This is a genomic window from Pseudactinotalea sp., from assembly GCF_048594945.1.
Taxonomy (GTDB): Bacteria; Actinomycetota; Actinomycetes; order Actinomycetales; family Beutenbergiaceae; genus Pseudactinotalea.
In genome coordinates, this window is record NZ_JBMDXJ010000241.1 from 1 (window position 1) to 26,218 (window position 26,218).

General features: G+C 69.7%; 26 protein-coding genes. 9 read left to right on the forward strand and 17 right to left on the reverse strand.

Going from position 1 to position 26,218, the window contains the following annotated elements; genetic code table 11:
- From ACOJSN_RS10335 to ACOJSN_RS10350, 4 genes are all read right to left on the reverse strand, one after another.
- Positions 1–617, reverse strand: a 617-nt coding sequence (locus ACOJSN_RS10335; RefSeq protein ID WP_420112413.1) for a CaiB/BaiF CoA transferase family protein, incomplete at its 3' end; no start/stop codon positions are given.
- A 21-nt stretch (positions 618–638) separates the two neighbouring features.
- Positions 639–1,688, reverse strand: coding sequence for a Gfo/Idh/MocA family protein (locus ACOJSN_RS10340; RefSeq protein WP_420112414.1), 1,050 nt, complete (start codon positions 1,686–1,688; stop codon positions 639–641).
- Positions 1,685–2,644 (reverse strand): MBL fold metallo-hydrolase, encoded by a 960-nt coding sequence (locus ACOJSN_RS10345; RefSeq protein ID WP_420112415.1) that lies wholly within the window; start codon positions 2,642–2,644, stop codon positions 1,685–1,687. The genes ACOJSN_RS10340 and ACOJSN_RS10345 overlap by 4 nt, the downstream gene beginning before the upstream one ends.
- A gap of 1 nt (position 2,645) precedes the next feature.
- Complete coding sequence (locus ACOJSN_RS10350; protein WP_420112416.1) at positions 2,646–3,800, reverse strand: mandelate racemase/muconate lactonizing enzyme family protein; 1,155 nt, start codon at positions 3,798–3,800, stop codon at positions 2,646–2,648.
- A 103-nt stretch (positions 3,801–3,903) separates the two neighbouring features.
- Here ACOJSN_RS10350 and ACOJSN_RS10355 point away from each other — a divergent pair, with 103 nt between their 5' ends.
- The gene (locus ACOJSN_RS10355; protein ID WP_420112417.1) at positions 3,904–4,653 is read left to right on the forward strand and encodes a FadR/GntR family transcriptional regulator; all 750 of its coding nucleotides are present in this window, start codon (positions 3,904–3,906) and stop codon (positions 4,651–4,653) included.
- A gap of 6 nt (positions 4,654–4,659) precedes the next feature.
- On the opposite strand, the gene ACOJSN_RS10360 is transcribed toward ACOJSN_RS10355, so the two are convergent.
- Positions 4,660–6,912 (reverse strand): alpha-glucosidase, encoded by a 2,253-nt coding sequence (locus ACOJSN_RS10360; RefSeq protein ID WP_420112418.1) that lies wholly within the window; start codon positions 6,910–6,912, stop codon positions 4,660–4,662.
- Between the two features lie 49 nt (positions 6,913–6,961).
- Here ACOJSN_RS10360 and ACOJSN_RS10365 point away from each other — a divergent pair, with 49 nt between their 5' ends.
- The 3 genes from ACOJSN_RS10365 to ACOJSN_RS10375 all read left to right on the forward strand — a co-directional run bounded on the left by ACOJSN_RS10365 (position 6,962) and on the right by ACOJSN_RS10375 (position 9,515).
- On the forward strand, positions 6,962–7,882 hold the full coding sequence (locus tag ACOJSN_RS10365) for a CPBP family intramembrane glutamic endopeptidase (RefSeq protein ID WP_420112419.1): 921 nt from the start codon (positions 6,962–6,964) through the stop codon (positions 7,880–7,882).
- Between the two features lie 71 nt (positions 7,883–7,953).
- A complete protein-coding gene (locus ACOJSN_RS10370) occupies positions 7,954–8,190 on the forward strand; it encodes a hypothetical protein (RefSeq protein ID WP_420112420.1) in 237 nt (78 codons plus the stop codon).
- A 20-nt stretch (positions 8,191–8,210) separates the two neighbouring features.
- On the forward strand, positions 8,211–9,515 hold the full coding sequence (locus ACOJSN_RS10375; protein ID WP_420112421.1) for a DUF222 domain-containing protein: 1,305 nt from the start codon (positions 8,211–8,213) through the stop codon (positions 9,513–9,515).
- 90 nt (positions 9,516–9,605) lie between these two features.
- Here ACOJSN_RS10375 and ACOJSN_RS10380 read toward each other — a convergent pair whose 3' ends face one another.
- Positions 9,606–10,088 (reverse strand): hypothetical protein, encoded by a 483-nt coding sequence (locus ACOJSN_RS10380; RefSeq protein WP_420112422.1) that lies wholly within the window; start codon positions 10,086–10,088, stop codon positions 9,606–9,608.
- Positions 10,089–10,143: 55 nt separating this feature from the next.
- On the opposite strand from ACOJSN_RS10380, the gene ACOJSN_RS10385 reads away from it, so the two are divergent.
- Positions 10,144–11,082, forward strand: coding sequence for an SMP-30/gluconolactonase/LRE family protein (locus ACOJSN_RS10385; RefSeq protein ID WP_420112423.1), 939 nt, complete (start codon positions 10,144–10,146; stop codon positions 11,080–11,082).
- Between the two features lie 227 nt (positions 11,083–11,309).
- Positions 11,310–13,979: a valine--tRNA ligase gene (valS, locus tag ACOJSN_RS10390; RefSeq protein WP_420112424.1), complete on the forward strand. Its 2,670-nt coding sequence runs from the start codon at positions 11,310–11,312 to the stop codon at positions 13,977–13,979.
- Positions 13,980–13,987: 8 nt separating this feature from the next.
- On the opposite strand, the gene ACOJSN_RS10395 is transcribed toward valS, so the two are convergent.
- Positions 13,988–14,197: a hypothetical protein gene (locus ACOJSN_RS10395; RefSeq protein ID WP_420112425.1), complete on the reverse strand. Its 210-nt coding sequence runs from the start codon at positions 14,195–14,197 to the stop codon at positions 13,988–13,990.
- Between the two features lie 80 nt (positions 14,198–14,277).
- On the opposite strand from ACOJSN_RS10395, the gene ACOJSN_RS10400 reads away from it, so the two are divergent.
- From ACOJSN_RS10400 to ACOJSN_RS10410, 3 genes are all read left to right on the forward strand, one after another.
- Positions 14,278–15,354, forward strand: coding sequence for a C45 family autoproteolytic acyltransferase/hydolase (locus ACOJSN_RS10400; RefSeq protein ID WP_420112426.1), 1,077 nt, complete (start codon positions 14,278–14,280; stop codon positions 15,352–15,354).
- Positions 15,355–15,466: 112 nt separating this feature from the next.
- Positions 15,467–15,994, forward strand: coding sequence for a hypothetical protein (locus ACOJSN_RS10405; protein WP_420112427.1), 528 nt, complete (start codon positions 15,467–15,469; stop codon positions 15,992–15,994).
- A gap of 67 nt (positions 15,995–16,061) precedes the next feature.
- Entirely contained in the window at positions 16,062–16,466 is a 405-nt protein-coding gene (locus ACOJSN_RS10410) for a hypothetical protein (protein ID WP_420112428.1), read from the forward strand.
- Between the two features lie 5 nt (positions 16,467–16,471).
- Here the strand turns inward: ACOJSN_RS10410 and ACOJSN_RS10415 are convergent, their stop codons facing one another.
- The 10 genes from ACOJSN_RS10415 to ACOJSN_RS10460 form a co-directional block, all read right to left on the reverse strand.
- A complete protein-coding gene (locus tag ACOJSN_RS10415; RefSeq protein WP_420112429.1) occupies positions 16,472–17,710 on the reverse strand; it encodes an ATP-grasp domain-containing protein in 1,239 nt (412 codons plus the stop codon).
- A 26-nt stretch (positions 17,711–17,736) separates the two neighbouring features.
- The gene (locus ACOJSN_RS10420; protein WP_420112430.1) at positions 17,737–18,534 is read right to left on the reverse strand and encodes an alpha/beta hydrolase-fold protein; all 798 of its coding nucleotides are present in this window, start codon (positions 18,532–18,534) and stop codon (positions 17,737–17,739) included.
- Positions 18,485–19,489, reverse strand: coding sequence for an alpha/beta hydrolase (locus tag ACOJSN_RS10425; protein ID WP_420112431.1), 1,005 nt, complete (start codon positions 19,487–19,489; stop codon positions 18,485–18,487). Before ACOJSN_RS10425 ends, ACOJSN_RS10420 begins: the two co-directional genes overlap by 50 nt.
- A 9-nt stretch (positions 19,490–19,498) precedes the next feature.
- The gene (cobA, locus tag ACOJSN_RS10430; protein ID WP_420112432.1) at positions 19,499–20,629 is read right to left on the reverse strand and encodes a uroporphyrinogen-III C-methyltransferase; all 1,131 of its coding nucleotides are present in this window, start codon (positions 20,627–20,629) and stop codon (positions 19,499–19,501) included.
- A gap of 73 nt (positions 20,630–20,702) precedes the next feature.
- Positions 20,703–21,014 carry a chorismate mutase gene (locus tag ACOJSN_RS10435; protein WP_420112433.1) on the reverse strand — a complete coding sequence of 104 codons (312 nt, stop codon included), beginning with the start codon at positions 21,012–21,014 and terminating at the stop codon, positions 20,703–20,705.
- Entirely contained in the window at positions 20,998–22,302 is a 1,305-nt protein-coding gene (gene clpX / locus ACOJSN_RS10440; RefSeq protein ID WP_420112434.1) for an ATP-dependent Clp protease ATP-binding subunit ClpX, read from the reverse strand. Before clpX ends, ACOJSN_RS10435 begins: the two co-directional genes overlap by 17 nt.
- A gap of 136 nt (positions 22,303–22,438) precedes the next feature.
- On the reverse strand, positions 22,439–23,098 hold the full coding sequence (locus ACOJSN_RS10445; RefSeq protein WP_420112435.1) for an ATP-dependent Clp protease proteolytic subunit: 660 nt from the start codon (positions 23,096–23,098) through the stop codon (positions 22,439–22,441).
- 36 nt (positions 23,099–23,134) lie between these two features.
- Complete coding sequence (locus tag ACOJSN_RS10450) at positions 23,135–23,764, reverse strand: ATP-dependent Clp protease proteolytic subunit (protein WP_420112436.1); 630 nt, start codon at positions 23,762–23,764, stop codon at positions 23,135–23,137.
- Positions 23,765–23,912: 148 nt separating this feature from the next.
- Complete coding sequence (gene tig / locus ACOJSN_RS10455) at positions 23,913–25,301, reverse strand: trigger factor (protein WP_420112437.1); 1,389 nt, start codon at positions 25,299–25,301, stop codon at positions 23,913–23,915.
- Positions 25,302–25,421: 120 nt separating this feature from the next.
- Positions 25,422–26,218: WxL protein peptidoglycan domain-containing protein (locus tag ACOJSN_RS10460; protein ID WP_420112438.1), on the reverse strand; the 797-nt coding region annotated here is incomplete at its 5' end.

Consider the following 26,218-nt stretch of genomic DNA (forward strand, 5'->3'; position numbering starts at 1 on the left):
AGCATGTTGACCGTGACGAGCTGCCCCTCGCCCGTGCGTTCACGGTGCAGCAGCGCGGCGAGCACACCCTCGAACGCGGTCGAGGCCGTGACAGCATCGGCCAGGTACTGGCCCGCGGGCGTCGGGGGTTCGCCGGCGCGGCCGGCGGACAGCATGGCTCCGCTCATGGCCTGCAGGATCAGGTCCTGACCGGGGCGGTCACGATAGGGGCCATCTTCGCCGTACCCAGAGATCGAGACGTACACAAGGCGCGGGTTGATCGTGACGAGACTCTCGTAGTCCAGCCCGAGGCGGGCCGCCACGCCTGGTCGGTAGTTCTGAAGGAAGACATCGGCCCCGGCGACCAGGTCACGCACGAGCTCGCGACCGCCGTCGGCCTTCAGGTCGATGGCCAGCGAGCGCTTGTTGCGGTTGAGGGACAGGAAGGACACGTTGACCTGGTTGCCCTTGGCGCCGCCGGCTGCGGCGAATCGCTGCCACTCCCCTGCCCTGGGCTCAACCTTGATGACGTCGGCGCCCAGATCGCCGAGCCGCTGAGCGGCGAACGGGCCTGCCATGGCGATCGAGCAGTCGATGACGCGGTAGCCCTCAAGGACTCCGCGGGTGGTCTGTGACATCTGGTCCTCTGGATCGGTCGGTCAGTGCACGGGGGTGTCCACGCCATCGGCGGCGGACGAGCGCAGCAGGGCGTCGACGAGTTCCACCGAGCGGGCGGCGATGGTGACGTCGGAGTTGTTCTCGGTGCTGGCCCCGGTGATCAGTTCGATGAAGCGTGCCGGTGGGACCAGGCACTCGTATTCGCCTTCATCGGGCGCGATGGCGATCGTCTCGCGAGTGCCGTCGTAGCGGCTCAAGGTCACCCGCTCGCGCTCGACGTCGAGCATGAGGACGCCCTCGGTGCCGAACAAGCGGATGTCGATCTGGTACTTGTCGCCATCAGCAAGCGTGGCCGCTCCGGAGAGCGAGCCGAGTGCACCGTTGTCGAACCGGATCACGCCCGCGTCGAAGAGGTCCACCGGCGCGCCCGCGTGCATCACGCGCCCGGCCACCGATGCTGCCCGCAGCCCGGTGAGCCAGAACAGCAGCGCCGAGGAGTGCGTGACCTGCCCGTGCGCGTAGCCGCCGCCGTGGTCGGGGCTCGACCAGGTGGCCGGGTCGGGCGCGGTGTCCGAGTTCCAACGTTCGAGCATGTGCGTGGGGTCGCTGCCGAACAGGCCACGGGTGGGTGAGGCCATGTGGCAGAGCGCGTACTGGATCTCCCCGATGCCGCCGCCATCCAGCAGCCGCTTTGCCGAGACCGTGAACGGCTTGTAGTTCCAGCCGTAGGGCACCAGAAACGTGGTCCCGGCACGCTCGGTGCGCGCCACCAGATCCCACGCCTGATCGGCGTGCAGGGTCATCGGCTTCTCGCAGAGCACGTGTAGGCCGCGATCCAGCGCCTGCGCCGCGAGCGGGTGGTGCAGATCGTGCGGAGTGGAGATCACCACGGCATCGAGATCCGCGGCGAACAGCTCATCGCTGCTGTCGGTGGCGAAGGCGAATCCGAATCGATCACGGATGGCGCCGAGGCCTTCTCCCTTGCCACAGACGCCGACCAGCTCCACATCCTCACGCGCGGCGAAGAGGGGGAAGTGGTTGCTGGTTGCCCACCATCCAGCGCCGAGCGCGCCGAGTCGTACCCGGCTCACGCCTGCCACCGCCAGGTGCGCCGCCCCTCGCGCTCCCCTTCCGTGACAGTGTCCGCCGCCACCAGCCGCTCGAGGTGGCCGGTGACCGGGAAGATCAGGTAGTCGGCGGCGGCCCGATCCCATGGTCCGAGCTCGGCGGCCACCCTCGCGATGAGCTCCAGCGAGGTCAGCTCGTCACCTTGTTCGAGCTCCTTGGAGATGACGCGATCCACGCGCTCGGTGTAGGCGAGCGACTCGTCGAGGAACGCCGGCGCGTCCTCGCCCTCGTAGACCGGGTAGTGCGCAGTCAGCAGCAGTGTGGCGTCGTATCCGCGCAGCAGGTGGATCGAGTCGACGTAGGCCGCCGTGTCGCGGTACGTCGGCGGGAATGCCGGGCGGCCGTCAGCGAACGGTACGGTCTCGCCGAGCACGGCGTCGGAGATCAGCAGCGCGTCGTTCGCGGCGTCCCACAGGGCCAGGTGCCCCGGCGAGTGCCCGGGCACCGCCAGCACCTCGATCCGGCGCTCACCTCCCAGATCGAACACCTCTCCGCCGTCGAGGATCTGGTCGACGGCGATCAGTCCGGTCGACCGGCGGACCTCCGCCGTGATCTCGGGCGGGTCGTCGAAGCCATCCTGGTTGGCGAACTCCCCGTAGCGACCTCGGATCAGCAGCTCGATGTCCTCGGTCATGGGAGCGTCGGCGCGGCCCGCAAGGAAGAGGGCATCGGGAGCCAGTGCGCGCAGGGCTGCATTGCCGCCGGTGTGGTCGAAGTCGCAGTGCGAGCTGATCACCCAACGCAGGTCGGTTGGTTCGAGACCGATGCGGTGGAGATAGGGCACGAGCGTGCCGGAGACCGATCCGGCGACCCCCGTGTCGAACAGGATGGCGCCCTCGGGGCCGGTGAGCAGGTACATCGCGATGAAGCGCTCACCCAGCGGCGCCTGGATGCGGTGCAGCCCCGGTCGGATCTCCATCTCATTTCTCCCAGTGGCCGTTGTCCACGAGCCGCAGGCCGGTCCGCAGTGATCGCACGTGGGGTCCCCCGGGCTCCTGCCAACTCCCGGAGCCCTGCGCGCTGGAGATGGCGGCCTCGTCGACCTCGATGCCAACACCGGGCCGGTCACCGAGGACGATGCCGCCCTCGGCGAGCTCCTGGTCGAGCGAGAGCCCGAATGGGCTGCCGAAGTCCTGGACCTCGGCAGACAGGTGGTTCGGAACGGCGGCCGCCGCAGCCGCGACCGCATGGTTCGCGGTCAGTCCCACGGGGCTCACCGGCAGGTCGCGACTATGGGCAGCGACCGCGACCCGAAGAAAGTGCGTGATCCCCCAGACGGCGCCGGCCTGGACCACATCGGCAGCGCCGGCATCCAGCAGCGGGCGGTACATCTCGAGCCCGGTCAGGTTCTCGCCGGTGGCGACGGCCGCCTTGATGCTCGCGCTGAGCCGCGCGTGTCCCTGGGCGTCCCACCGCCGTAGCGGCTCCTCGATCCACGTCAGGTCGACCGACTCCTCCAGTGCGCTGACGTAGCGCACGGCCTGCTTGAGGTTCCACGACTCGTTGGCATCGAGCATCAGGGCCGGCGAGCCGCCCTTGACAGCCAGCACCTCGGAGAGGATTCCGAAGCGCCGTATGTCAGCCGCCAGGTTGCGGCCGCCCTTGAGCTTGGCGGCCGTGAAGCCACGCTGGGCGAACTCCGTGTAGAGCGCCGCGAGTTGGTCGTCCGTCAGGGCGGCATCCAGTCCCGAGGCATAGCCATCCACGTACCTGTCGCCAGCGCCGAGCAGCCGCCACAGCGGTTCACCGGCCGCCTTGGCCTTGATGTCCCAGAGCGCCGTGTCGAAGGTGCCGACGCCACCGAAGGTGGCACCACCGTGCGAGGACTTGAAGACACGGGCGAGCATCGCGTCATAGAGCGTCGACACCGCACGGGGATCACGCCCCTCGAGCGCGGGGAACAGGCGGTCGAGGTCAGCGTGCGACCCCATTCCGACGCCCTCGATACCCTCATCGGTCTCGAGGATCACCAGTGGCACGTCCGTGAGACCGGAGGCGATGTAGCCGTTGACGTCGCCAACGGGGCGTCCCCAGTCGTGAACCGTGCGCAGTGTGCGGTATCCCGTGATCCTCATGTCGCCCTCGAGAGTGAGACCAGTCGTCGTAACATACATCATATGTCTGGCCTTTGCGGCTGCCGGTACCCGTGAGTCAACGAAGATCAATAGATTGGACGCCATGTCGTCACCAGCCGAGCGCGGCGCTCCCCCGCGAACACGCCGACCGATCGACCGCATCGGCACCACCGTCCTGAACGAGCTCGTGCAGTCGATCGTCACCGGCGAGTACGCCTCAGGCGACCTGCTGCCGCCCGAGGGCCCGCTCAGTGCTGAGTTCGGTGTCAGCCGCACGGTGATCCGGGAGTCGATGAAGCGACTGCAGGAGAAGGGCATGGTCACCGTGGTGCAGGGACGCGGCACCCACGTCACGCCTTTCACGAGCTGGAACGTGCTGGACCCGCTGGTGCTCAGCACGATGATCGGCAACGACAGCACGCTCGGGGTGCTCGACGAGCTCAGCGTCGTTCGCGCCGCACTCGAGGCAGCGATGGCCGCCGCGGCCGCGGGTGCGGTCGACGAGGACTCGCGCTCCCGGCTGCGCGAACGACTGGACCAGATGAATGGCCTGCTGGACGACTCGCGAGCGTTCCGGCAGGCCGACGTCGAGTTCCACATCGAGGTGATGGAGCTCTCGGGGAACGATCTCGCCGAGAACATCGCCCGGTTCTTGATCGCGCACGCGGTCAGTAGCGAGCGCTACACCGGTGTGGACCCGGACCGCGCGTTCGAGATCACGATGGCCGAGCACGAGCGCATCGTCGAGGCGATCGCGACAGGCGATCAGGAGGCGGCCCGCGTCGCGATGCACGAGCACATCCTCGGGTCGTGGGAGCGCAGGCGGTTGCCCACGGCGAAGCCACGAGGTTAGGCGCGGCTACAGGTCGGCGAAGGCATCCGTCAGGCGTTGCGCCCACGGATCGGAGATGTCCACGAACGCCGCCGGTGTGCCGATCGGGGCGGCCACGGTGGTGGTGACGTCGCCGTCGTAGACCTCACCGGTGAGCAGGTGCCGCCACTGACCGGGTGGGAACGTGACCTCGACGTCGGTGGCACCGTCGCTGAGCACCGGCGCCACCAGAACCGCGTCACCGAGGAAGAACTGGGTGTCGACGGCGGCCGCCGCAGTCCCCGGTGCCACGAGCCAGCCGTGCCTGATCGCTGGCACGCCGGTCGCGGTCGCCTCCGCGACGACCTCGGCCCGATACCCGGACAGCGCCGCGAAGAACCGACTCGCGCGGGCGAAAGCGGCGCGCGTGTCCGCATCGGTGCTCACTTGCAGGTTCTCTGCGGGGCGGTTGCCCTCGTGCGTGCGCATCACCACCCCGAAGGCAGCGAACTCGGCCCAGCGGGCCAGCAGTTCCGGTGAGCGCACGTACTGCTTGACCACGGCATCGATCGACGTGTAGCCACCCACGTCGGAGTGCACCAGCGGCCACCCCGAGACACCCGCCGAGAAGGTGGCGCCCAGAACAGAGGCCAGCCCGTCGCCGTCGGCGAAGGAGACCAGCTGGTCGCCGTTCCAGAACAACGCGGCCGAGGCATCCATGCCGAGCGAGCCCGATCGGAACCACGTGACGCACTCCGGCTGCCCGGCCTGCTCGCAGGCCGCTTGCACGGTCTCGGTCCACAACGCGGGCCAGCGATTGTGCAGGAGCGGCGCATCGCCGTCGGCGAGAACAGCATCCAGCGGCAGGCCTTCAGCGAAGTCAGCCATGAAGCCCTGCACGCCATCGCCGAGCACCTCGGTGGCGATCACCTCGGCGAACCACGCACGCGCGGATTCGTTCGTGAGATCGACCAGGTAGGCGTCGAAGCCGCCCTGGTCGAGCGCGTAGGGCTCGCCGCTCGCATCAGCGACGAGAAAACCCTGCTCGGCGGCCTCCGCATAGAGGTTGCGTGCGGGCGGTGTGGGCTTGTCGGCCGGGTCGACGAGGAACGGATTGACGTAGCTCGTGACGGCGATGCCTTGCGCCCCGAGGTCGCTCACCAGCCCGGCCCAGTCCGGGTAGCGCTGCTCGTCGAGCTGCCAGGTCCACCAGAGGCGCTCGCCGAAGTCGGTGGTGCGCTGACCGGTCCAGTCCTGCAGCCACACGCCGGCGATCTCGGTCCCTGCCTCCTGCAGCGACGCGACCGCGTCCCTGACCACCTGCGTTCCGCCTTGGATCCCGACGATCGCGCCCGTGCCGGTCCAACTCGCGAGCGGCGGGCGCTCGGTGCCGTGCTGCTGCTGAGCGATCAGGTCCACCGGCGTTTCCGCGGTGACGAACTCGGCACGCAGCCGCGTGGCCTGCAGCTCCAACCCCACGCGACTCGGCGTGCGCATGTCCGCCACTGCGAGTGCATGGGACTGCGGCAGCGCCGGATCCAGACGCACCCCGCGCAGATCCTCGCTCACCCACGATGCCCAAGCGGCATACGTCATCTCACGCGTGCCGCCGGCGCCGTGATTCGTGACGTCGGCCAGCACCGTGATCGGCTGCTCACCCCGCCCAACCCCCTGCTCGCGCACGAGGATCGGCAACAGCGCACCGTCGAGATCGAAGTCGGTGAACTGCTCACCGAACCCGTGGACGCTCCCCTCGCGCGCACTCCAGAGTGCGATCGAGGTCGCGCCGCTATCCGTGCTGAGGGTGGCCTCGAACATCGCACCGCGGTCGGTGGGCGTGACCTCGGCCTGCCAGGTGGGGCCCGCCTCGTCACCATCGAGCAGCCGACCACTGAGCACCACGGCCTCGCCCTCCACCGCGATCCGGTCCAGCGTCTGCGTGGTCCAGGTCTGGTCGTGGTCGGTGCGCATCCAGAAGTAGCCGCGGCTCTCCTCCACCTCAAGACGGCCGGCGCCAGCACCGAGGAACGCGGTCCCCGGGTCGCTGCTCCACACCGTGCCGTGGCTGGTCTCGATCGCGATGTGCGGCCTGGGGTCCGCGTCGATGCGTACAGTCACCTCGCCCGTGCCCATGGTCGCGGGAAAGTCTGCGCCGAACCGCAGCGAGCCTGCCTCGAGCATCTCGACGGCGTCGCGTGGGATTCGTAGCCACGTCACCACCCCAGCGCCCACCACCAGTGCGACGACGACGGCGACGATCGTCAGCACTCGCCTGCGTCGGCGTGGTCGTGGCTCGGCCATCCCGTCATCCTGTCAGGGTGGCGGCGCGGCGTCGGTATGGTGTTGGTGCGTGCCGCCCTACTCCACCCCGACGACCACAGCGCGCTGGGTCGTCCCGGTGCTCGTTCCCCTCCTCGCGGCGATGGTGCTCTCGCGCGCGCTCGCTGAGCTGCCGGTCGGTCTGACCTTCGGTGCCGTGCTCGGATCCACTGCGCTGTGGGCCGCGATCCTCGTGGTCACCGTGCTGGTCACCGGGGGTCTGGCCATCGCGTGCTCACGCAGGCGCAGCGGGGCGCCGGGTCGGGAGCCGGCACTCGGCACCGCCTCGGGTCGCTGGCGGGCGCTGCTCGTCGTGTGCGCCTTCGTGGTGCTCACCTCTGTGGCAGCACGCCTGCCCCGGATACCGCTCGCCGAGTCGTTCGATCACAACTGGCAGGGAAAGGTCATCGATCTGCTCTGGGTGGGCGTGCTGGCCGCTGTGCTCTGGCGGTGGGCCCGCAGCGAGATGGGACTGACGTGGCGGCTGCGCCCGGGCTCGAGGCGCCCCACCCTGATCGTGATCGGTGGCGTCTTCACAGTGATGGTCGGCCTGACTCTGATCACGGTCTGGCTCGACCCCGGCGCTCGCCAGCTGGTCGGCATCGAGCAGCTGCTCTACAACGCCACCATCGCGAACCTGACTGAGGAGCTGATCTGGCGCGGCGCCATGCTGGCCGTGCTCGATCGCGCCTTCGGCACTCCCTGGCGGCTGGCCGGAGCTCCCGTGGGCTGGGGTCTGATCATCAGCACGGTTGCGTTCGGCGCGGGTCACACCGTTCTGTTGAGCCCTCACGGAGAGTTCTCCCTCACCATCGCGGGTGGGGTGTTCGCGGCCGTGATGGGCGTGCTCCTCGCATGGGTCTGGGCGTACACCCGGAGCATCTGGCCCGCCTTCGTGCTGCACTGCGCGCCTGAGGTGGCCGTCGACGTCGGCATGCTGGCCAGCGGCTGAGCTGATCATCCGGCTCACCCGCGGACCCGCCACCGAGGCTAGATGTCAGTGGTCGGATCTAGGTTGGATTCATGAGCACCACGGCCCTTCCTCCCACTCTCTCGGCAGCCGACGCCGGGGCGGTTCGGGGTGCTGGCGAGGTGCTCGATTCCGCTCGGGAGGCGCGGGCGCGGGCGGATGCCGCCGAGGTGCAGATACTGATCGACGCGGTCGAGTGGGCGGTGCAGAACCCGCCGCTCTTTGCGCGGGACGCCGCCACCGGCCTCGCCCCACGGGCACGAGCGCCGCACCGGAGCAGATCGCGCTGACGGCGGAGGGCGTCCCCGACGTGTGCCGCGCCGCCGTCGCCGAGCTCGGTGTGGCGCTGGGCGTCTCCACGCAGGCCGCGCAGACGCTGAGTGCCGACGCTCTGGAGCTCGCCTACCGGCTGCCGTACACCTGGGCGCGCGTCGTGGCCGGGGAGGTCAAGCCGTGGCGTGCCCGCCTGATCGCGCAGCGCACCCGGCCGCTCTCGCGGCTCGCGGCCGCGTACGTCGATCGCCAGATCGCCGCACTCGCGCACCACGCGACCGGGCCGCAGCTCGAAGGCCTGATCGAAGCGGCGATGAGCCGCTTCGACCCCGAGCTGGCCACAGAGCTTGCGGCCGCGCGCAACGAGCAGCGTCGTTTCGAGATCCACCTCGACGAGACGGGCATCAACGGACTCACCCCAGTAGGCGGGGTCATCGACCTGCCCGATGCTCAGGACCTCGAAGCGGCGCTGTCCCACTCGGCAACGCAACTGGCACTGTGGGGCTCGGAGGAGTCCCTCGATGCGCGCCGAGCGCGCGCACTCGGTGAACTCGCCCGCGAGCACCTCACGCTCGTCGGCGAGCCCGCGACCGATCGCGCGGACCACGCGGTTATGCCACAGGGCGCGGAGCTCGCGCGGCAGAGCGGACGAGCCGCGCCCACGAAGCGGCAGGCGATCCTCTACGTGCACCTGACCGATGCCGCGATCCGCGAGGCGATCGCCGGTCGAGCGAGCGGATCCTGTGGACGGGTGGAGAACACCGGCAAGCCCGTCACGGCCGACACCATCCGTGAGTGGATCGGCGATGCACACACGAAGGTCAGCATCCGCCCTGTCCTCGACCTGGCGGAGCAGATGCACGCCGACTCCTACGAGTTCCCGGCGCGCATGAGAGAGCAGATCCGGCTCCGCCAGGGCACGTGCATCTTCCCCGGCTGCCGTGCGAAGGGTCTGTACGCCCAGATCGACCACCGGGTGCCCTACGACCACGATGACCCCGCACGAGGCGGTCAGACGGAGACCTGCAACGGCCACCTGCTGTGCCAGCGGCACCACAACCTCAAGACTCACCACGGGTTCTGGTACACCGTCCTGAGCGACGGCGCCGTGCTGTGGCGCACGCCGCACGGGCTGCGCATCCGCCGCAACCCCGACGGCACTGTCGACTATCTGTCCCGCTACCGATCCCGCTACGAACCCGATGACGACGAGGCCAACCACCCGAGCGGCACCAGTGCGGCACGGCGTCGCACGACCGCGCCGCCGTCACCCGACGCACCGATCCCGGGATTCGACCAGCGAGCCCGCGACACCAGCGACGACCCGCCGCCGCCGTTCTGAGGGCCCCGCCCCGAACCCCGCCACCGCACCGGAGGCGGGGGCATCGGCATGCCCAGGCACCTGAGAGCCAGCTTCCCCACCCGGGGCTGGTCAGCGCCTCCGCGCCCAGTCGGCGACGGCGTCAGCAACAGAGGCGACGTCGCGACCGGTGGTGTCGATGCACGGCAACCCGAGCGAGCGATACGCGGCGGCGTCAGCCACCGCGTCCGCCACGCCACCCTCCTGCTCTCCCCGTGCGCGGAGTCGCCGGACTCGCTCCTCGTCGTCGCAGTCGACCAGCAGCCAATCCCCGGCCGGCCAACCACCGTGCACATGATCGAGCTCGTCCGGCGTGCACACGGTCACGAGCAGCACCGGGACCGAACCCAGGCTCGTCACCACTGATCGCACCAGCTCGCTGTACGGGTCCCACAGCTCCGGATGCTTCCTGACGGACCGCCCGACCAGTGCACGGACCGGAGGCATGAGCCAGTCCCAGTCGAGCAGGGCCCAGCCGGGCAGCCGCTCAGTGAGGACAGGCAGCATCGTGCTCTTTCCTGCACCCGGCGCCCCGAGCACGTACCTCATCTGCACGCCACGAGCGTGGCACACGCCGGGCGCGACCACGTGCCGGCTCTAACCTTGGTCCGTGGAACCGACGACGCCGCCTGCCCTCGCGAGCGAGCCCCTCGCGCTGACCCCCGCACCTGGCCACGAGGATGACTTCGCCGCCTTGTTCCCACGCGAGCCGACCCTCGACCTCCTCGCCACCGGCGGCACCTGGTTCGAGGGACCCGCCTGGACCGGCGAGGCCGAGATCGTGTGGAGCGACGTCGTCGGGAATCGCCTGCTGATCTGGACCCCGGAGCAGGGCGCGGGCATCCTGCTCGAGCCCTCGCACCACCAGAACGGCCACGCGATCGACAGCGAGGGGCGACTCATCGCCGCGAGCCACGGGGAGCGCGCCGTGGTGCGGCGCGAGCACGACGGCGCCTGGCAGATCCTCACCGATCGCCACGATGGCCGTCGCTTCAACTCGCCCAACGACCTCGTGTGCGACAGCCAGGGCGCGATCTGGTTCACCGACCCCCGCTACGGCATCGACAAGCCGGAGGAGGGATACGGCGGCACCGTGGAGATGGACGGTGCGCGCGTCTACCGGCTCGCATCTGATGGCACGGTCACCGCTGTCACCGAGCCCCACCCCGGCCCGAATGGCCTCGCCTTCTCGCCCGACGAGTCGGTGCTGTACCTGGCCGACTCCGAGGCGGGCCACATCCTCGCCTTCGAGGTGCTCGACGGCGGGACTCGCCTGGGCGAGCCCGTCACCTTCGCGGTGCTGGACCCAGGCCCACCCGACGGCATCCGCGTCGACGGTGCAGGGCGGGTGTGGTCCTCGTGCGCCTCCGGCATCCAGGTCTTCGCCGCGCCCGGCGACGGCGCACCGGCAGAGCGGCTCGGCACCGTCCCTCTGCCGCTGCGCACCGCCAACCTCGCCTTCGGCGGACCGGGGCGCAGCACCCTCGCGGTCACAGCGACCTCGAACCTCTACCGCATCGAGACGGCGGTGCGAGGGGCCCACGCCTGAGGTACCGGTGACGCCCGCGTGCCGGTGCGAGTACCCTGGCTCCGTGCTCTCGACGACCTTCTCCAGCCCTGTGTCGGTGCTGACGCGCGTCGAGGTACCGGTACGAGTATCCGTACCCCTCGCCTGAGCGCCGCGGCCACCGGCCCCGCTCGCGACCGCAGGACACCCCTGCCCCCAGCCACAACGCGGGCGAACCCGCCCGCTGACCCCGGAGAGACGAAGCGATCATGACCAGCACGACGCCGAGCCACCCGTCCGCCGCCACCCGCAGGGCCCAGGTGCCGGAGAAGGTCGCCCTGGAAGGCCTGGAGGACCGGTGGGGCAAGACCTGGAACCAGGACGCCACCTACGCCTTCGACCGCACCCGCCCGCGTGAGGACATCTTCTCGATCGACACGCCGCCGCCCACGGTGAGCGGTTCGCTGCACGTGGGCCACGTCTTTTCCTACACGCACACCGATGTGGTCGCCCGCTTCCAGCGCATGCGTGGCCGCGAGGTCTTCTACCCGATGGGCTGGGACGACAACGGCCTGCCCACCGAGCGCCGTGTGCAGAACTACTACGGCGTGCGCTGCGATCCGAGCCTGCCGTACGTCGAGGGCTTCACTCCCCCGTTCACCGGCGGAGTCACGGAGACCGGCAAGGCGATCAAGCCCGCCGACCAGGTGCCGATCTCGCGCCGCAACTTCATCGAGCTGTGCGAGCAGCTCACGGTGGAGGACGAGAAGCAGTTCGAGGAGCTGTGGCGCTATCTCGGCCTCTCGGTCGACTGGTCGCAGACCTATCAGACCATCGGCGCGCGCGCCCAGAAGGTCGCGCAGGTCGCGTTCTTGCGCAACCTCGCGCGCGGCGAGGCCTACCAGTCCGACGCGCCGGGCCTCTGGGACGTCACCTTCCAGACGGCAGTCGCGCAGGCCGAGCTCGAGGCCCGGGACTACCCGGGCCACTTCCACGAGCTCGCCTTCCATCCGACGAACCCGGCCGACGGCGAGGCGATCGTCATCGAGACCACTCGCCCGGAGCTGCTCCCGGCCTGTGTCGCGCTGATCGCGCACCCAGACGACGAGCGTTACCAGGCGCTGTTCGGCACCACGGTCACCACACCGGTGTTCGACGTCGAGATCCCGGTGCTGGCCCACCCCGACGCCGAGAAGGACAAGGGCTCCGGCATCGCGATGTGCTGCACGTTCGGTGACCTCACCGACGTCACCTGGTGGCGCGAGCTCGACCTGCCCACCCGCTCGATCGTGGGCCGCGACGGCCGCATCATCGGAGAGACGCCCGCGTGGATCACCTCCGACTCGGGCCGTGCGACCTACGCCGAGCTCGCCGGCAAGACGACCTTCTCGGCCCGTGCCGCCGTCGTCGACGCGCTGGCAGCCAGCGGCGACCTGCTCGCCGAGCCCAAGGCCACCCAGCGCAAGGCGAACTTCTACGAGAAGGGCGACAAGCCCCTCGAGATCGTCACCAGCCGCCAGTGGTATATCCGCAACGGCGGGCGTGAAGCCCCCGGACGCAACCTGCGCGGCGAGCTGCTCGCGCGCGGCGACGAGTTCGACTTCCACCCCGGGTTCATGGGTGTCCGGTACGCCAACTGGGTCAACGGGCTCAACGGCGACTGGCTGATCAGCCGCCAGCGCTTCTTCGGGGTGCCGATCCCGCTCTGGTACCGCCTCGACTCCAGCGGGGAGCCCGACCACGCTGACCCGATCCAGCCCACCGAGGACGAGCTGCCGATCGACCCGAGCTCGCAGGCGCCGGCCGGCTACCGCGAGGACCAGCGCGGTGTGCCCGGCGGGTTCATCGGCGACGCCGACATCATGGACACGTGGGCCACCAGCTCGCTGACCCCGCAGATCGTCTCCGGCTGGCTGGAGGACGACGACCTGTTCGAGCGGCTGTTCCCGTTCGACGTGCGCCCGCAGGGCCAGGACATCATCCGCACCTGGCTGTTCGCCACCGTGCTGCGCAGCCACCTGGAGCACGGCTCGCTGCCGTGGACCGACGCAGCGATCTCGGGTTGGATCCTCGACCCCGATCGCAAGAAGATGAGCAAGTCCAAGGGCAACGTCGTCACCCCGATGGGGCTGCTCGAAGATCACGGCTCCGACGCGGTGCGCTACTGGGCTGCCTCCGCTCGCCTGGGCACCGACGCGGCGTTCGATCCGCAGCGGCCCACCCAGATGAAGATCGGGCGCCGCCTGGCGATCAAGGTCCTCAATGCGTCCAAGTTCGCGCTGTCCTTCGGCGGCGACGAGCCGCTCGCGCTCGAGGTGGCTGCCGTGACAGAGCCGATCGACAAGGCGCTGCTCGCCGAGCTCGCACAGGTCGTGGACGAGGCCACCGCGGCGCTCGAGAGCTACGACCACACCCGCGCCCTGGAAGTCACCGAGACGTTCTTCTGGACCTTCTGCGACGACTACCTCGAGCTCGTCAAGGACCGCGCCTACGACCGCGATGGTGTCCTCGACCCGGCCGGCGTCGCCTCCGCGCGCACCACGCTCGGGCTCGCGCTCGACGTCGTGCTGCGGCTGCTCGCCCCGGTGCTGCCGTTCGCCACGGAAGAGGTCTGGTCCTGGTGGCGTGAGGGCTCGGTGCACCGCGCCGCGTGGCCGGTCTCCGAGCCGCTGCGCGCGGCAGCGGCCGAGGGCGACCCGCAGATCCTCGTCGCCGCCGGCGCCGCGCTTGCGGTGCTGCGCAAGGTCAAGAGCGAGGCCAAGGTGAGCCAGAAGACCCGGTTCAGCGACGCCGTCGTGCATGCGCCCGAGGCGGAGGTGGCGCTGCTGCCTGCGGTGCTGGCGGACCTGCGCGCGGTCGCCAAGATCGACGGTGAGCTGAGGTTTGCTGCCGGAGACGAGCGCAAGGCCGAGGGCGAGCTGGTCATCGAGGCGGACTGAACTGGTCCTCAGGTGGGGCGCTGCGGCTTGGCTGCACGGTGGCGGGCCAGCAGGATCTTGCCGTTGCGGTAGGCGAACCAGCCGGACAGCACCGCGAGGAGCAGTGCGAGCCAGCTGCCGCGCGAAGCGGAGCTGAGGTTCACCACGGTCACGACGACGGAGAGCACGAACCAGAACACCGTCGACCCGGTCGACGGCGTGGACCGTGGCTCCGACATCGGCACCTCCTGTGTGCATAGCTCGCCCACGTTGGGGAGGCTTCCAGCCTACGGCGTCGCGCAGTTCCTACGATGAAGGCATGATCGAGAGCTGGAGCACCGACGAGACCGACCCGGCCGCGCGCGGCAACGCCTTCGGGGCGGCATGGGGCGAGCGGGTTCGCGCGACGCTCACCGAGTACGAGGAGCTCTTCGCGGGGCGCAATGTGGGCGCCGCTACCGTGCAGCAGCTCTCGGAAGCCTCCCGCGAGGTCGTCGCCGAGCACGCTCCGGAGATTCTCGCCGAGATCGACGGCGTCGCGGCCGGCGCGGGCATCGCGCCCTGGCAGGCGATGGCGCTCAGTGCTCGTACCGAGATCCTCGCCCGTGCCTCGGTGGTCACCGAGGAGTGCTCGACGGCGGTGTTCATCCCTGCCGATGGCAGGTCACCTCGAACTGTGCAGACCTGGGACTGGTACAGCCAGATGGCGCACGAGACCGTGGTCCGGTCGCAGCCGGCTCCCGACGGTGCGCGGATCGTCACGTTCGGCGAGTTCGGCCAGGTCGCCAAGATCGGAGTCAGCAGCCGCGGCCTCGGGGTGCACTTCAACATCCTGCAGCACACCACCGACGGCTCTCAGCCCGGCGTCCCCGTGCACGTGCTGACTCGGATGATCCTCGACCGCGCCGGCACGCTGGCGCAAGCGCTGGAGATCGTCGACAGCGTGCCGCTCGGCGCCTCCACGGTGCTGACCGTGGTGACGCGGGAACCGGCCGCGGCCTGCGTGGAACTGAGCCCGGCCGGCTGGGCAGCGATCCGGGCGGTGCCCGGTGAGCCACTGCTGCACACCAACCACTTCCTCGACCCGGCGCTCGCCGCAGGCGAGACGCCGGCCACGGCCTTCAGCACCACGCGCGAACGGCTCGCCTATCTGGATGGGCGAGGCTCCGCCGTCGAGATCTCCGACCCTCTGGCCAGGGTGAGCGCACTTGCCTCGGAGGAACCGGGCTCGATCTGCGTCGATCCCGACACCCGCCGCGCGCCCGGCGACCGCCCCGAGACCAAGGCGACGTTCACCATCGATGTCGACCGCTGCGAGCTCGGGTTCGCCCCGTCCCACCCGCGCAACATCGGCGCCGAGCAGTGGCGAACGGCGACCGCCCTCGTGCCCGCGTGACATCTGTCAGCGCCTGCCCGTGCATGGTTCCTGTGGATCGATGACCGGCGGCACTACCGGCGGGACCCGCACGCGGCGATGCTGGTGAGACCGACTCGAAAGGGCCCTCACCATGGCTGACCTGCTCATCAACCTGCAGGAGTTCACCTCCTCGCTGCCCCCCTTCCTCCGATGGATCGGCGTGATGCTGGCCGCGGTGATCCCCTACGTCGAGGCTGAAGGTGGTGCGATCCTCGGGATCGCCGCCGGCGTCAGCCCGTTCCTGGCGATCCCGGCCGCCATCGCTGGCAACGGCATCGCGCTCGCCGTGGTGGTGAACGCGACCTCGGCCGTGCGCTCGGGTGTCACCGCGCGACGCAACAGCACCAGCGCTGGCGGCGTGGCGGTAACCGAGGAGGACAACGAGCCCGCACCGGACGCCAAGCGCGCACGCATGCGCCGTGTCTTCGACCGTTACGGCGTCCCCGGCGTGAGCCTGCTCGGCCCGCTGCTGCTCCCCTCGCACGTGACCTCGGCCGCCATGGTGGGGTTCGGTGCCCCCAAGCGCACCGTGCTGATCTGGGGAATCGTCGCCGTCGGCGCCTGGGCGATCTTGTTCGGCACGATCGCCTACCTCGGGGTCTCAGCCCTGGTCGGCTGACCCCTCACGCGCACAGCACGCGTTCTCTGACAGAGTGGAGCTCACGCATCGGTGAACGGGGAACGCGATGAGGTTTCGACGCGAGATCACGAGCGGGGCCGGACTGCTCATGCTGAGCGCGGGGCTGCTGATCGCGGGAACCGCCCCGCAACCGTGGCCGTTCGTGTTGCTGTACGTCGGGGCCTCGTTGCTCGCCTACGCGCTGACCGGTCCGGAACAGGCGACCTGGCAGAAGGCCACCGACCGGTCGCTGGACTCGCCCCAGCGCCGGAACAACATGGCGGTCGCCGCCTCCATGGGGCGGTCGCTGATCGCCATCGCGATCACCCTCGCGGCTCTCGCCGGACTCATCGAGGTGATCGTCGGCTCGGGCGGCGGCGTCGTTCTGTGGGCGGCGGGCATGCTGCTGGCGTCCGGAGCGGGCAGCAGGTGGGTGGCGACCCGCGAGCTGCAGGGTGCCGAACGGGCCTGATGTCGCTAGCGGCGCCGCTCGCCCACCCACATCCCGACGAGGCCGCGGACGTGGGCCACGAACCGCTCGTGCTCGTGCTCGGGGTACGTACCGCGCACGGTCTCGACGAGCAGCGCATCGAAGTCGGCGGAGTCGACCCAGTCCAGCACGCGTGAGTCGAGGTCCGGCAGGTACTCGGCGCACCAGTCCCAGTACCGCTCGGTCTCGAAGTAGTCATCGGCAAGGCGGCGGTAGCGCTCCATCTTCTCCTCGTAGGTGAGGGAGGCATCGTCGGCGACCTCGAAATAGGACTCCATGTCGAGATCCGCGCGCACACGACGTTCGGTGGCCAGGCAGTACACGCTCCACCGCACCAGCGCCGTGATCGCCCACGGGAAGTAGTAGTGCAGCGACGTGAGCGCCACGTCCGGGCAGGCGTTCGCGTAATCGATCGGGTACACCTCGGACCCGGCCACCAGCATCTCGGCGGAGTTGAACTCCCACCCGAAGAAGGCGTTCACCAGCCGGCTCACGGTGACCACCTCGGCACCGGTGTCGGCGTCCAGGAACCCGTGGTTGACCTTGTACCGCTCGTGCATCGGCAGCTCGGGCCGGAAGTCCATCACCATGGTCTCGGGACCGATCGAGAGCGCCCGCGCGAAGTGGTCGTAGTCCACGGTGGCCTGAAGGTGCATCAGCATCTGACCCGACTCGTCGTACGCCCGGTGCAACTGCTCGGCGTTCTCGATACGGGACACGCCACGCCAGGCACCGCCGTCGAACGGCTTCATGTACAGCGGGTAGCCGAGGTCCTCGGCGATCGCATCGAGATCGAACGGATCGTTGTAATGAGTGGAGGTGAAGGCCCAGCGGTCGTTGTCGACCGGGTTCTTGTACGGCACCAGCACCGTGCGCGGCACCTTGAGTCCGAGCCGCAGCATCGCGCAGTACGCGCTGTGCTTCTCCATCGACTGGAACGTGAAGGGCGAGTTGAGCAGGTACGTGCCGTCCAACAGCGCGGCCTTCTTCAGCCACTCGCGCGGGTGGTAGTACCAGTGCGCCAACCGGTCGATCACCAGGCCAGGGCGCACCGGGTCCATCAAGTCGAACGGCGCGATGTGCAGCCGGTCGCTGCTGAACGTGTGCGTGGTGCCATCGGCCGTGCGGACGTCCCCGACGCGCCGCAGGATCTCCTCGAACGCGCGCGGCCAGTCCTGCTCCGCGCCCAGCAGCAGCCCGATCAGGTGCCGTGAGATGTCCGCCATGGTCCTCCTCGTCCTCGCGGTGAACGCTATCGCTCCAGCAGGCCCTGCAGGTGGTGCGCGAGCTGACGCTGCCACCAGTGCCAGTGATGCGCCACGTCCTGCCCCCACACGTCCAGGTGGTGACCGATGCCGTGCCTGGCCAGCGCATCCGCCATCGCGCGCGTGCTCGGCAGCGCCCCGGTGGGCCACGTCTCCCACTCCCCCTGGCCCACGACCAGCTGCACGAACAGGCGCGAGCGCAGCCAGTCGAGGTGGTCGCCCGAGAAGGAGTCCAGGTAGCGCATCGGGTTGGTCCGGTGCAGGTGCTCGCCGTGCTCACCCCAGGCATGCCACAGCGACGGGTCGTAGTTGCCCGACATCCCCAGCACATGGAGGGCGATGTCGGCCCGCGTGAAGCCGAGATGCAGTGCGTGGTACGCGCCGAGGCTGGCACCCACGGCGATCAGGTCGGCGGGCGTGCGCTCGTGGATCCTCGGCACCACCTGGTGGATCAGCCACGCCTCGTAGGCCCGGTAGCGGCGCGCCCGCTCCTCGGCGGCCACCCTCTTCTCCGACCAGGTGAACGCGTCGAAGGCGTCGACGCAGTACAGCGTCATGCGCCCCTCGTCGATCAGCGGGGCGACGGCGGCCACCATGCCCTCGTCCTCCCACTCCCACACCCGCCCCAGCTCGGTCGGGAACGCGAGCACCGGGCGCCCGGCATGACCGAACCGCAGCAGCGCGCCCACGTGCGGCAGGTTCGGCGCCTCGAGCTCGAGGTACTCGCGGTGCACCTCAGGCCGCCGCGGCCAGCAACTCGCGCAGCGCCGGGTCGAGCGCGTCACGCCAGCACGTGAAGTTGTGCAGATCGGCGAGCTCTGTATGACTCACCGTGATCCCCACCTCGCGCAACCGGTGCACCAGCAGCCGGTTGTTCAGAGCGTTCTCCTCGTGGGCGCCGCACGTGATGGCGACCGGCGGCAGGGCAGCCGCCGCACTCTCGGTGAGCACCTCGGCCACGAACCCGGTGACCTCACCCCAGCGGGCGAAGCCCGACTCCTGCGGGTCCGTCTCGGGCGTGAAGAACGAGCCCGACTGCAACAGCAGGCCCGCGAACGTGCCCGGGTAGCGCCACTGAGCGTGCAGCGCTGCCAGCGCTCCCAGGCTGGCCCCGACGGCGATGCTCGCGCTGGTCGCCCGGCGTTGCTTTGTGCTGGGGATCAGGTGGGTGACGAGCGCCTCCGCGTATTCGTCCGAGGCGGCGTAGAGAAGCTCGCGCGGATGCGCGGTGAGCAGCAGCGCCCGCACCGGCAGGCGGTCTGCGGCCAGCACCGTCAGGTAACGTGTGAGCAGGCCACGCTCGGCGTAGTCAGGCCCGTCATGCACCACGACCAACGGCGCCTCGACGTCGTCGGGGAGATCCTGAGGTGACCACAGGGCGGCGGTGACACCGTCGACGCCCGAGGCGAGCGCCGTCGTCGTCCCGGCGGCGACCTCACGACCGAGCCAGGCAGGTGGCCGGTACCCAGGGAGCTCCAGGACCGACCTGTCTCCGAAGCCGGTATCGATCCGCGCCGGGTTGCCGGGGTCGAGCACAGTCTGCGTCACCTCGAAGCCGTACTCGACGCGGTGCAGCGGAGGCAGCGCCACCTCCACCGACCACACGCCATCGGCCCAGGCCAGCTCGGGGCGCACACCTGCCGTGCCCAGCCCGGCGTCCAGGCGCACCCGGCTGTAGACCCGATCGGGGTCGGGCAGCCGGAACTCGAGCGGGCCGTCGCCGCGCACTTCTGCCTGCATCGGGCGAGGTTACCGCCCGGCAGGCGTGAGCAGCCCGGGTGCGGCGACGGCGCCCACCACGATGACGGCCGGAGCACGCACACGGGCATCTGCGGCCACGTCCACCACGTCCCGCAGCAGCCCGCGCGTCACTCGCTCGTCCGGAGTGCTCCCCCGTTCCACGATCGCGACCGGCGTCGCCTGATCGGCTCCGGCGCCGCGAAGCTGCTCGACGATGTGGCCGAGGTTGCCGACGCCCATGAGCACCACCAGGGTGGCCGAGGCGTCGCGCACGCAGGCGAGCGCGGCGTCAGCGAGCGGCTCGTGACCGCTCGTGACGTGGACAGCCGCCGTGACCTCACGCTGCGTCACCGGGATCCCGGCCAATGCGGGCACCGAGAACGCGCTGCTGATGCCCGGAACCACGTCCACCGGCACGCCGGCCTCCCGACACGCGATCACCTCCTCGCCGCCGCGCCCGAGCAGGAACGGGTCGCCGCCCTTGAGCCGCACCACACGCCGCCCGAGCTGCGCCTGCTCGACCAGGATCCGATTGATCTCCGGCTGCGGCACCGGGTGATGTCCCGGTGTCTTGCCGACGTCGACGATCTCCACGCCCGGGCGCACGTGCGCGAGCACGCTGCGCGGGCCGAGCCGGTCGGTGACGATCACGTCAGCCTCGGCCAGCGCTCGCCTGCCCGCGACCGTGATCAGCTCCGGCGCACCGGGCCCCCCGCCCACGAGCGTCACGCTACCGAGCGCGCCGCTCGGGCGACGCAGGTCGACGCTGCCCTCGTCGAGCAACGTGTCGACGTCGGCGATCTGGGCGGTGCCTGGGTCGTCGACCACCACGCACCAGATGTGCTCGCCCTCCGCCCACCGGTGCACCCGGTCGCGCTCGCTCGGTCCGTCGTCGGCAGCGACCACGAGCCAGGCACCTCGCACGTCCGCGGCGATCGGGTCACGCTCGTCCAGACGCACCGTGTCGGCGTGGACGACCACGAGGTCGTGCAGGTCCTCGCAGACGTGAGGGGCGACCACCCGCACCAGCGCGCCCGACTGCTGCAGCTCAGCCGCGCGGGACGCGGCCACCGGCCCGCCGCCGGTCACGAGCACGTCGCGGCCGGCCAGCGGCAGGCCCACGAGCACGGGAGCGGTCATGCTCCCATGGTGACGCCGCGTGGCGATCGACTGCAGCAACGGCGTCGACTGTCCACACCTCGGACAGTCAGCCTCAGTCCTGCTGCGTCGCCCCGGCGATGTCCTCGTGGTGCCGAATCACTTCCGCCACGATGAAGGCGAGGAACTTCTCGGCGAACACCGGGTCGAGCCCGGCCTCCTCAGCGAGAGCGCGCAGCCGACCGATCTGCCTCGCCTCACGCTCGGGGTCCGAGGGCGGCAGGCCGTGCTCGGCCTTGTACCGGCCCACCTCCTGGGTGCACTTGAACCGTTCCGCGAGCAGATGGACCAGCGCCGCGTCGATGTTGTCGATCGTCCCGCGGAACCGGACCAGCTCCGCCGGTGGCTGGTCAGGCACTCTTCTCACGCGGCGTGCGCTTGCTGCGGGGTGCCTCGCGCGGCACGAGCGTGGGGTTGACGTTCTCGAGGACGACCTCGCGGGTGATGACCACCCGCGCCACGTCATCACGGGAGGGCACGTCGAACATCACCGACTGCAGCACCTCTTCCAGGATCGCCCGCAACGCACGCGCGCCGGTCCCGCGGAGGATCGCCTGCTCCGCGACCGCCTCCACCGCATCCGCGGTGAACTCCAGCTCCACGTTGTCCAGCTCGAACATCCGCTGGTACTGCTTGATCAGCGCGTTCTTCGGCTCCGTGAGGATCCGCGACAGCGCCTCCGCATCCAACGGCGCCACCGTGGTCAGCACCGGAAGACGCCCGATGAACTCCGGGATCAACCCGAACTTCAACAGATCCTCCGGCATCACATCCTCGATGGCGTCCGCCTCGGCAGCCGAGTGCAGCGGCGCACCGAACCCGATGCCCTTGCGCCCGCGGCGCCCGGCCACGATCTCCTCCAGCCCCGCAAACGCGCCCGCCACGATGAACAACACCTTCGTGGTGTCGATCGTGATGAACTCCTGGTGCGGGTGCTTACGGCCGCCCTGCGGCGGCACCGAGGCGGTGGTGCCCTCGAGGATCTTCAGCAGCGCCTGCTGCACGCCCTCGCCCGAGACGTCCCGTGTGATCGAGGGGTTCTCGCTCTTGCGGGCGATCTTGTCGATCTCGTCGATGTAGATGATGCCGGTCTCGGCCTTCTTCACATCGAAGTCCGCCGCCTGCAGCAGTTTCAGCAGGATGTTCTCGACGTCCTCGCCGACATATCCGGCCTCGGTCAGCGCCGTGGCATCAGCGATCGCGAACGGCACGTTCAGCAGCTTCGCCAACGTCTGCGCGAAGTAGGTCTTCCCGCAGCCCGTGGGGCCGATCAACAGAATGTTCGACTTCGCGAGCTCCACGTCATCGGTCTCACCGCCGCCGAACGGGGTGGCGCCTCCGGCGCTGCCGTTGCCCTCGGACGCCTGCACCCGCTTGTAGTGGTTGTAGACCGCAACCGCGAGCGACCGCTTCGCGCTCTCCTGACCCACGATGTAGGACTCGAGGAACTCGAAGATCTCACGCGGCTTGGGCAACTCGACCAGGCCGAGCTCGCTCGCCTCGGCGAGCTCCTCCTCGATGATCTCGTTGCAGAGCTCGATGCACTCGTCGCAGATGTACACGCCGGGACCGGCGATGAGCTTCTTGACCTGCTTCTGGCTCTTGCCGCAGAACGAACACTTGAGCAGGTCCGCGCCTTCTCCTACCCGGGCCATCGGTGCCTCCTGCTCGCTCGTGGTGCGTCTGTCTCGCGTGGTCCAGTGCTGAGCGTCGCGTCCGGACGCTCAGCACCATTGCACACTATGGTGGCCCACCCACGCACGGTTGTTGTGGCCACCGCGTGTCGGACGCTCAGCTCGCGGTGATCGCCTCGACGGCCTTGCGGCTCTCGAGCACCTGGTCCACGAGGCCGTACTCCTTGGCCTGCTCGGCCGAGAGGATCTTGTCGCGCTCGATGTCCTGTCGGACCTGCTCGACGTCGGTGCCGGAGTGTGCGGCGAGCGTGCTCTCGAGCCACTCCCGCATCCGGATCATCTCGTTGGCGTGGATCTCGATGTCCGAAGCCTGCGCGTAGCCGCCCTCCCTCGCGGGCGGGTGGATCAGCACGCGTGCGTTGGGCAGTGCGAGCCGCTTGCCGGGCGAGCCGGCGGCGAGCAGCACGGCCGCGGCAGAGGCGGCCTGCCCGAGGCACACCGTCTGGATCTGCGGCTTGATGTACTGCATCGTGTCGTAGATCGCCGTCATCGCGGTGAACGAGCCACCGGGGCTGTTGATGTACAGCGTGATCAGACCGTCAGGGTCCTGGCTTTCCAGCACCAGCAGCTGGGCCATGATGTCGTCGGCCGAGGCGTCGTCCACCTGCACGCCGAGGAAGATGATGCGGTCCTCGAACAGCTTCGTGTAGGGGTCCTGCCGCTTGAAGCCGTAGGCGGTCCGCTCCTCGAACTGCGGGAGCACGTAGCGCGCCGAAGGGCTCTGCGGGGACGCTCCGCCGGGGGTTCCGTAACTCATGTTCACGTCTCGTCTCTTCCTGTCCTGGCCGGCGCTCTACTCGCTGGTCCCGCCGCCACCGCTCACGGAGGTGGAGTGCGTGACCACGTGGTCGATGAACCCGTACTCGCGCGCCTCGTCCGCAGTGAACCAGCGGTCGCGGTCGGCGTCGCGGTTGATCTCGTCCACCGTCTTGCCGGTCTGCTCGGCGGTGAGCTCGGCCATCACGCGCTTCATGTGCAGGATGAGCTCGGCGTTGATCTTGATGTCGGTGGTGGTGCCGCCGATGCCGCCGGAGGGCTGGTGCATCATCACGCGGGCATGCGGCGTGGCGTAGCGCTTGCCCTTCGCACCCGAGGCGAGCAGGAACTGCCCCATCGAGGCCGCCATGCCCATCGCGACCGTGGCCACGTCAGGCTGGATGAACTGCATGGTGTCGTAGATCGCCATACCGGCGGTCACCGAACCGCCTGGGCTGTTGATGTACAGCCAGATGTCCTTCTCGCTGTCCTCGGCGGCCAGCAGCATCATCTGCGCGCAGATCTGGTTCGCGTTGTCGTCACGCACCTCCGACCCGAGCCAGATGATGCGCTCCTGCAGGAGCCGGTTGTAGATGCTGTCCCCGAGCGTCAGGCCACGGGTGTCCGGGCCCGCCGCCTGCGGGAAGTCGATCGAGTGCTGACTCACGTCTGCCGCCATTTCTGCTCGGTGTTGAGGCTGTCGCTCGGCGCCGCCCTGCGGGCCGCCGTCTGCGAGATTAACGCGGCGCCGCGTCCGTCCATGCCCTCGCCGGGCCCGGTTTCGCTGCCAGCGCACACCGGGCCCGCCGTGGACGTCAGGACTTGTCGGTGTCCTCGGCTGCCTCGGCCGCATCGCCTTCGATGATCTCGACCTCGGGGGTCTCGACGGCGGCCTCGTCCGCGGCGTCTTCCTCGTCGGAGCCGATGTAGTCGGTCAGGTCGACGGCGGAGCCTGAGCCGTCGACGACGGTCACCTCGCGCAGCGCGACCGCGAGCGACTTGTTCCGGGCCAGCTCGGCCGCGTACATGGGGATCTGGTTGTTCTGCGAGGCGCTCTGGATGAACTCGTTCGGGTCCACGCGGTACTCCTGCGCGGTGCGCAGCATGAACTCGACCATCTCGCCCTGCTCGACCTGGACCGCGAACTTCTCGGCCAGCGTGTCGAGGAGCAGCTGACGGCGGAGTGCGTCGGTGGCCTGCTCACGCACCTCTTCGCGGTGCTCGTCGTCCTCGAGGCGACCCTCACCCTCCAGGTGGCGGTGGATCTCGTCCTCGATGACGCCCTGCGGGAGCGGGAACTCGACGTTCTCGAGCAGGTGCTCGAGGAGGAGGTCGCGAGCCTGCACCGCCCGGTTGTTCGACTTGGCGTCGGCGACCTGCGTGCGGAGGTTCTCGCGCAGCTCGGCGATCGTGTCGACCTCGGAGGCCATCTGCGCGAAGTCGTCGTCCGCCTCGGGGAGCTCCTGCTCCTTGACTGCAGTGGCGGTCACGGTCACGGTGGCGTCCTGACCGGCGTGCTCGCCGCCGGCGAGCGGCGCGGTGAACGTGGCGCTCTCGCCGGCGGACAGCCCGATCAGGGCCTCGTCGATGCCGGGCAGCATGTTGCCCGAGCCGACCTGGTAGGAGACGCCCTCCGCGGTGTCGATCTCCTCGTCGTCGATCGTGGCGACCAGGTCGAGGCTGACGAAGTCGCCGTCGACCACGGCGCGGTCCACACCCACCAGGGTCGCGAAACGCTGGCGAAGCGCGGTGAGGCTCTCCTCGATGTCGTCGTCGGTGACCTCGGCGTCCTCGACCGTGAGCGTGACGCCGGACAGCTCGGGGATCTCGACCTCGGGGCGCACATCGAGCTCGGCGGTGAACACGAGCTGGTCCGCGGCCGCCTCGTCCGTGGCCTCCGTGAGACCGGGGATGGAGGTGACGTCGATCTTCGGCTGACCGATCGGCTTGAGGTCGGCCTCGGTCACGGCCTGGCGGTACAGGTCCGGCATGGCGGAGTTGATCGCCTGCTCGAGCACGGCGGCCTTGCCCACGCGCTGGTCGATGATGCGGGGCGGCACCTTGCCCTTCCGGAAGCCGGGGATCGTGACCTGCTGGGCGATCTCCGAGTAGGCCTGGTCGACCTGCGGCTTGAGGTCGTCCATCGGGACCTCGACGGTCAGCTTGACCCGGGTCTCGTCGATGGTCTCGACGGCGCTCTTCACGGCATGCACTCCTGAACGTGTATCTGTGGGTCTCGACGAGCGCTCAGCAACGCGCCGACGTCGAGCGGGCTCGGCCGTCCGCGCACACCAGGAAGCGGCGCGGGAGGGCGACGCCCCATGCTACGGCACCTGCTCCGGGGCGGCGGACGCCGCCTCTCGCTTGCTGCGGAGCACCCCGATGACGATCGCGGCGGCGATGACGAGCACCAGCAGCGCAAGGATGCTCCACGGGACCGACCAGGCACCGCCGTCGAGCAGGATCGGCGCAGCCAGCTCGCCGTCGACGGCCTGCGGGACCACATCGACGCTCACGTCGGTGTAGCCCAGCGACCACACTCCCGGCACCTCCACCACCCGCACGATCTCACTGCCGGGGAGGATCTCCTCGACGGTGGCCACGGCTTCGACAGTCCCGATCCCCCCGGGACCGCTCACCGTGACGCGTTCGGTGTAGAGGGTGCGCACGCTGCCCTCGTTCCGCACGGCGTACCGCACCGTGGCGGTGCCCGCCGCCACCGGATTGAGCTGAGCGGGCTGGTCGATCTCGAGGTCGGAGACGGCCAGGGTCACCACCTGCTCCCCCGGCACGCGCACGTGGATGCGGGACGCGAGGCGTTGCTCGAGCTGCACCGTACCGCCGGCATCGCTGGTCCGGATCGTCACGATGCCGCCGGTGTGGTCGCCCGGTGCGGCGTCCTGCGGAACCGTCAGGGTGAACGGGACCTCGACCCTGTCGCCGGGCGCCAGTGTGAGCTCCGAGACCTCGGGCACCACCCAGGCGCCGAGGTCGAGCTGGGGATCGGTCACCGGGACCAGATCGAGCACGCCATTGGCCGTGGTGAAGCCATCGGCGGCAGCGACGGCCAGAGTGAGCTCGGCCTCACCGGTGTTCGCGACCTCCAGCCCGTCCTGGATCA

What these genes read in the sequence shown, in the direction of transcription:
- ACOJSN_RS10345 (WP_420112415.1), bottom strand. Translation starts at nt 2,644, where the DNA reads ATGGAGATCCGACCGGGGCTGCACCGCATCCAGGCGCCGCTGGGTGAG.
- ACOJSN_RS10350 (WP_420112416.1), bottom strand. Translation starts at nt 3,800, where the DNA reads ATGAGGATCACGGGATACCGCACACTGCGCACGGTTCACGACTGGGGA.
- ACOJSN_RS10355 (WP_420112417.1), top strand. Translation starts at nt 3,904, where the DNA reads ATGTCGTCACCAGCCGAGCGCGGCGCTCCCCCGCGAACACGCCGACCG.
- ACOJSN_RS10360 (WP_420112418.1), bottom strand. Translation starts at nt 6,912, where the DNA reads ATGGCCGAGCCACGACCACGCCGACGCAGGCGAGTGCTGACGATCGTC.
- ACOJSN_RS10370 (WP_420112420.1), top strand. Translation starts at nt 7,954, where the DNA reads ATGAGCACCACGGCCCTTCCTCCCACTCTCTCGGCAGCCGACGCCGGG.
- valS (WP_420112424.1), top strand. Translation starts at nt 11,310, where the DNA reads ATGACCAGCACGACGCCGAGCCACCCGTCCGCCGCCACCCGCAGGGCC.
- ACOJSN_RS10395 (WP_420112425.1), bottom strand. Translation starts at nt 14,197, where the DNA reads ATGTCGGAGCCACGGTCCACGCCGTCGACCGGGTCGACGGTGTTCTGG.
- ACOJSN_RS10400 (WP_420112426.1), top strand. Translation starts at nt 14,278, where the DNA reads ATGATCGAGAGCTGGAGCACCGACGAGACCGACCCGGCCGCGCGCGGC.
- ACOJSN_RS10405 (WP_420112427.1), top strand. Translation starts at nt 15,467, where the DNA reads ATGGCTGACCTGCTCATCAACCTGCAGGAGTTCACCTCCTCGCTGCCC.
- ACOJSN_RS10410 (WP_420112428.1), top strand. Translation starts at nt 16,062, where the DNA reads ATGAGGTTTCGACGCGAGATCACGAGCGGGGCCGGACTGCTCATGCTG.
- ACOJSN_RS10415 (WP_420112429.1), bottom strand. Translation starts at nt 17,710, where the DNA reads ATGGCGGACATCTCACGGCACCTGATCGGGCTGCTGCTGGGCGCGGAG.
- ACOJSN_RS10425 (WP_420112431.1), bottom strand. Translation starts at nt 19,489, where the DNA reads ATGCAGGCAGAAGTGCGCGGCGACGGCCCGCTCGAGTTCCGGCTGCCC.
- cobA (WP_420112432.1), bottom strand. Translation starts at nt 20,629, where the DNA reads ATGACCGCTCCCGTGCTCGTGGGCCTGCCGCTGGCCGGCCGCGACGTG.
- clpX (WP_420112434.1), bottom strand. Translation starts at nt 22,302, where the DNA reads ATGGCCCGGGTAGGAGAAGGCGCGGACCTGCTCAAGTGTTCGTTCTGC.
- ACOJSN_RS10445 (WP_420112435.1), bottom strand. Translation starts at nt 23,098, where the DNA reads ATGAGTTACGGAACCCCCGGCGGAGCGTCCCCGCAGAGCCCTTCGGCG.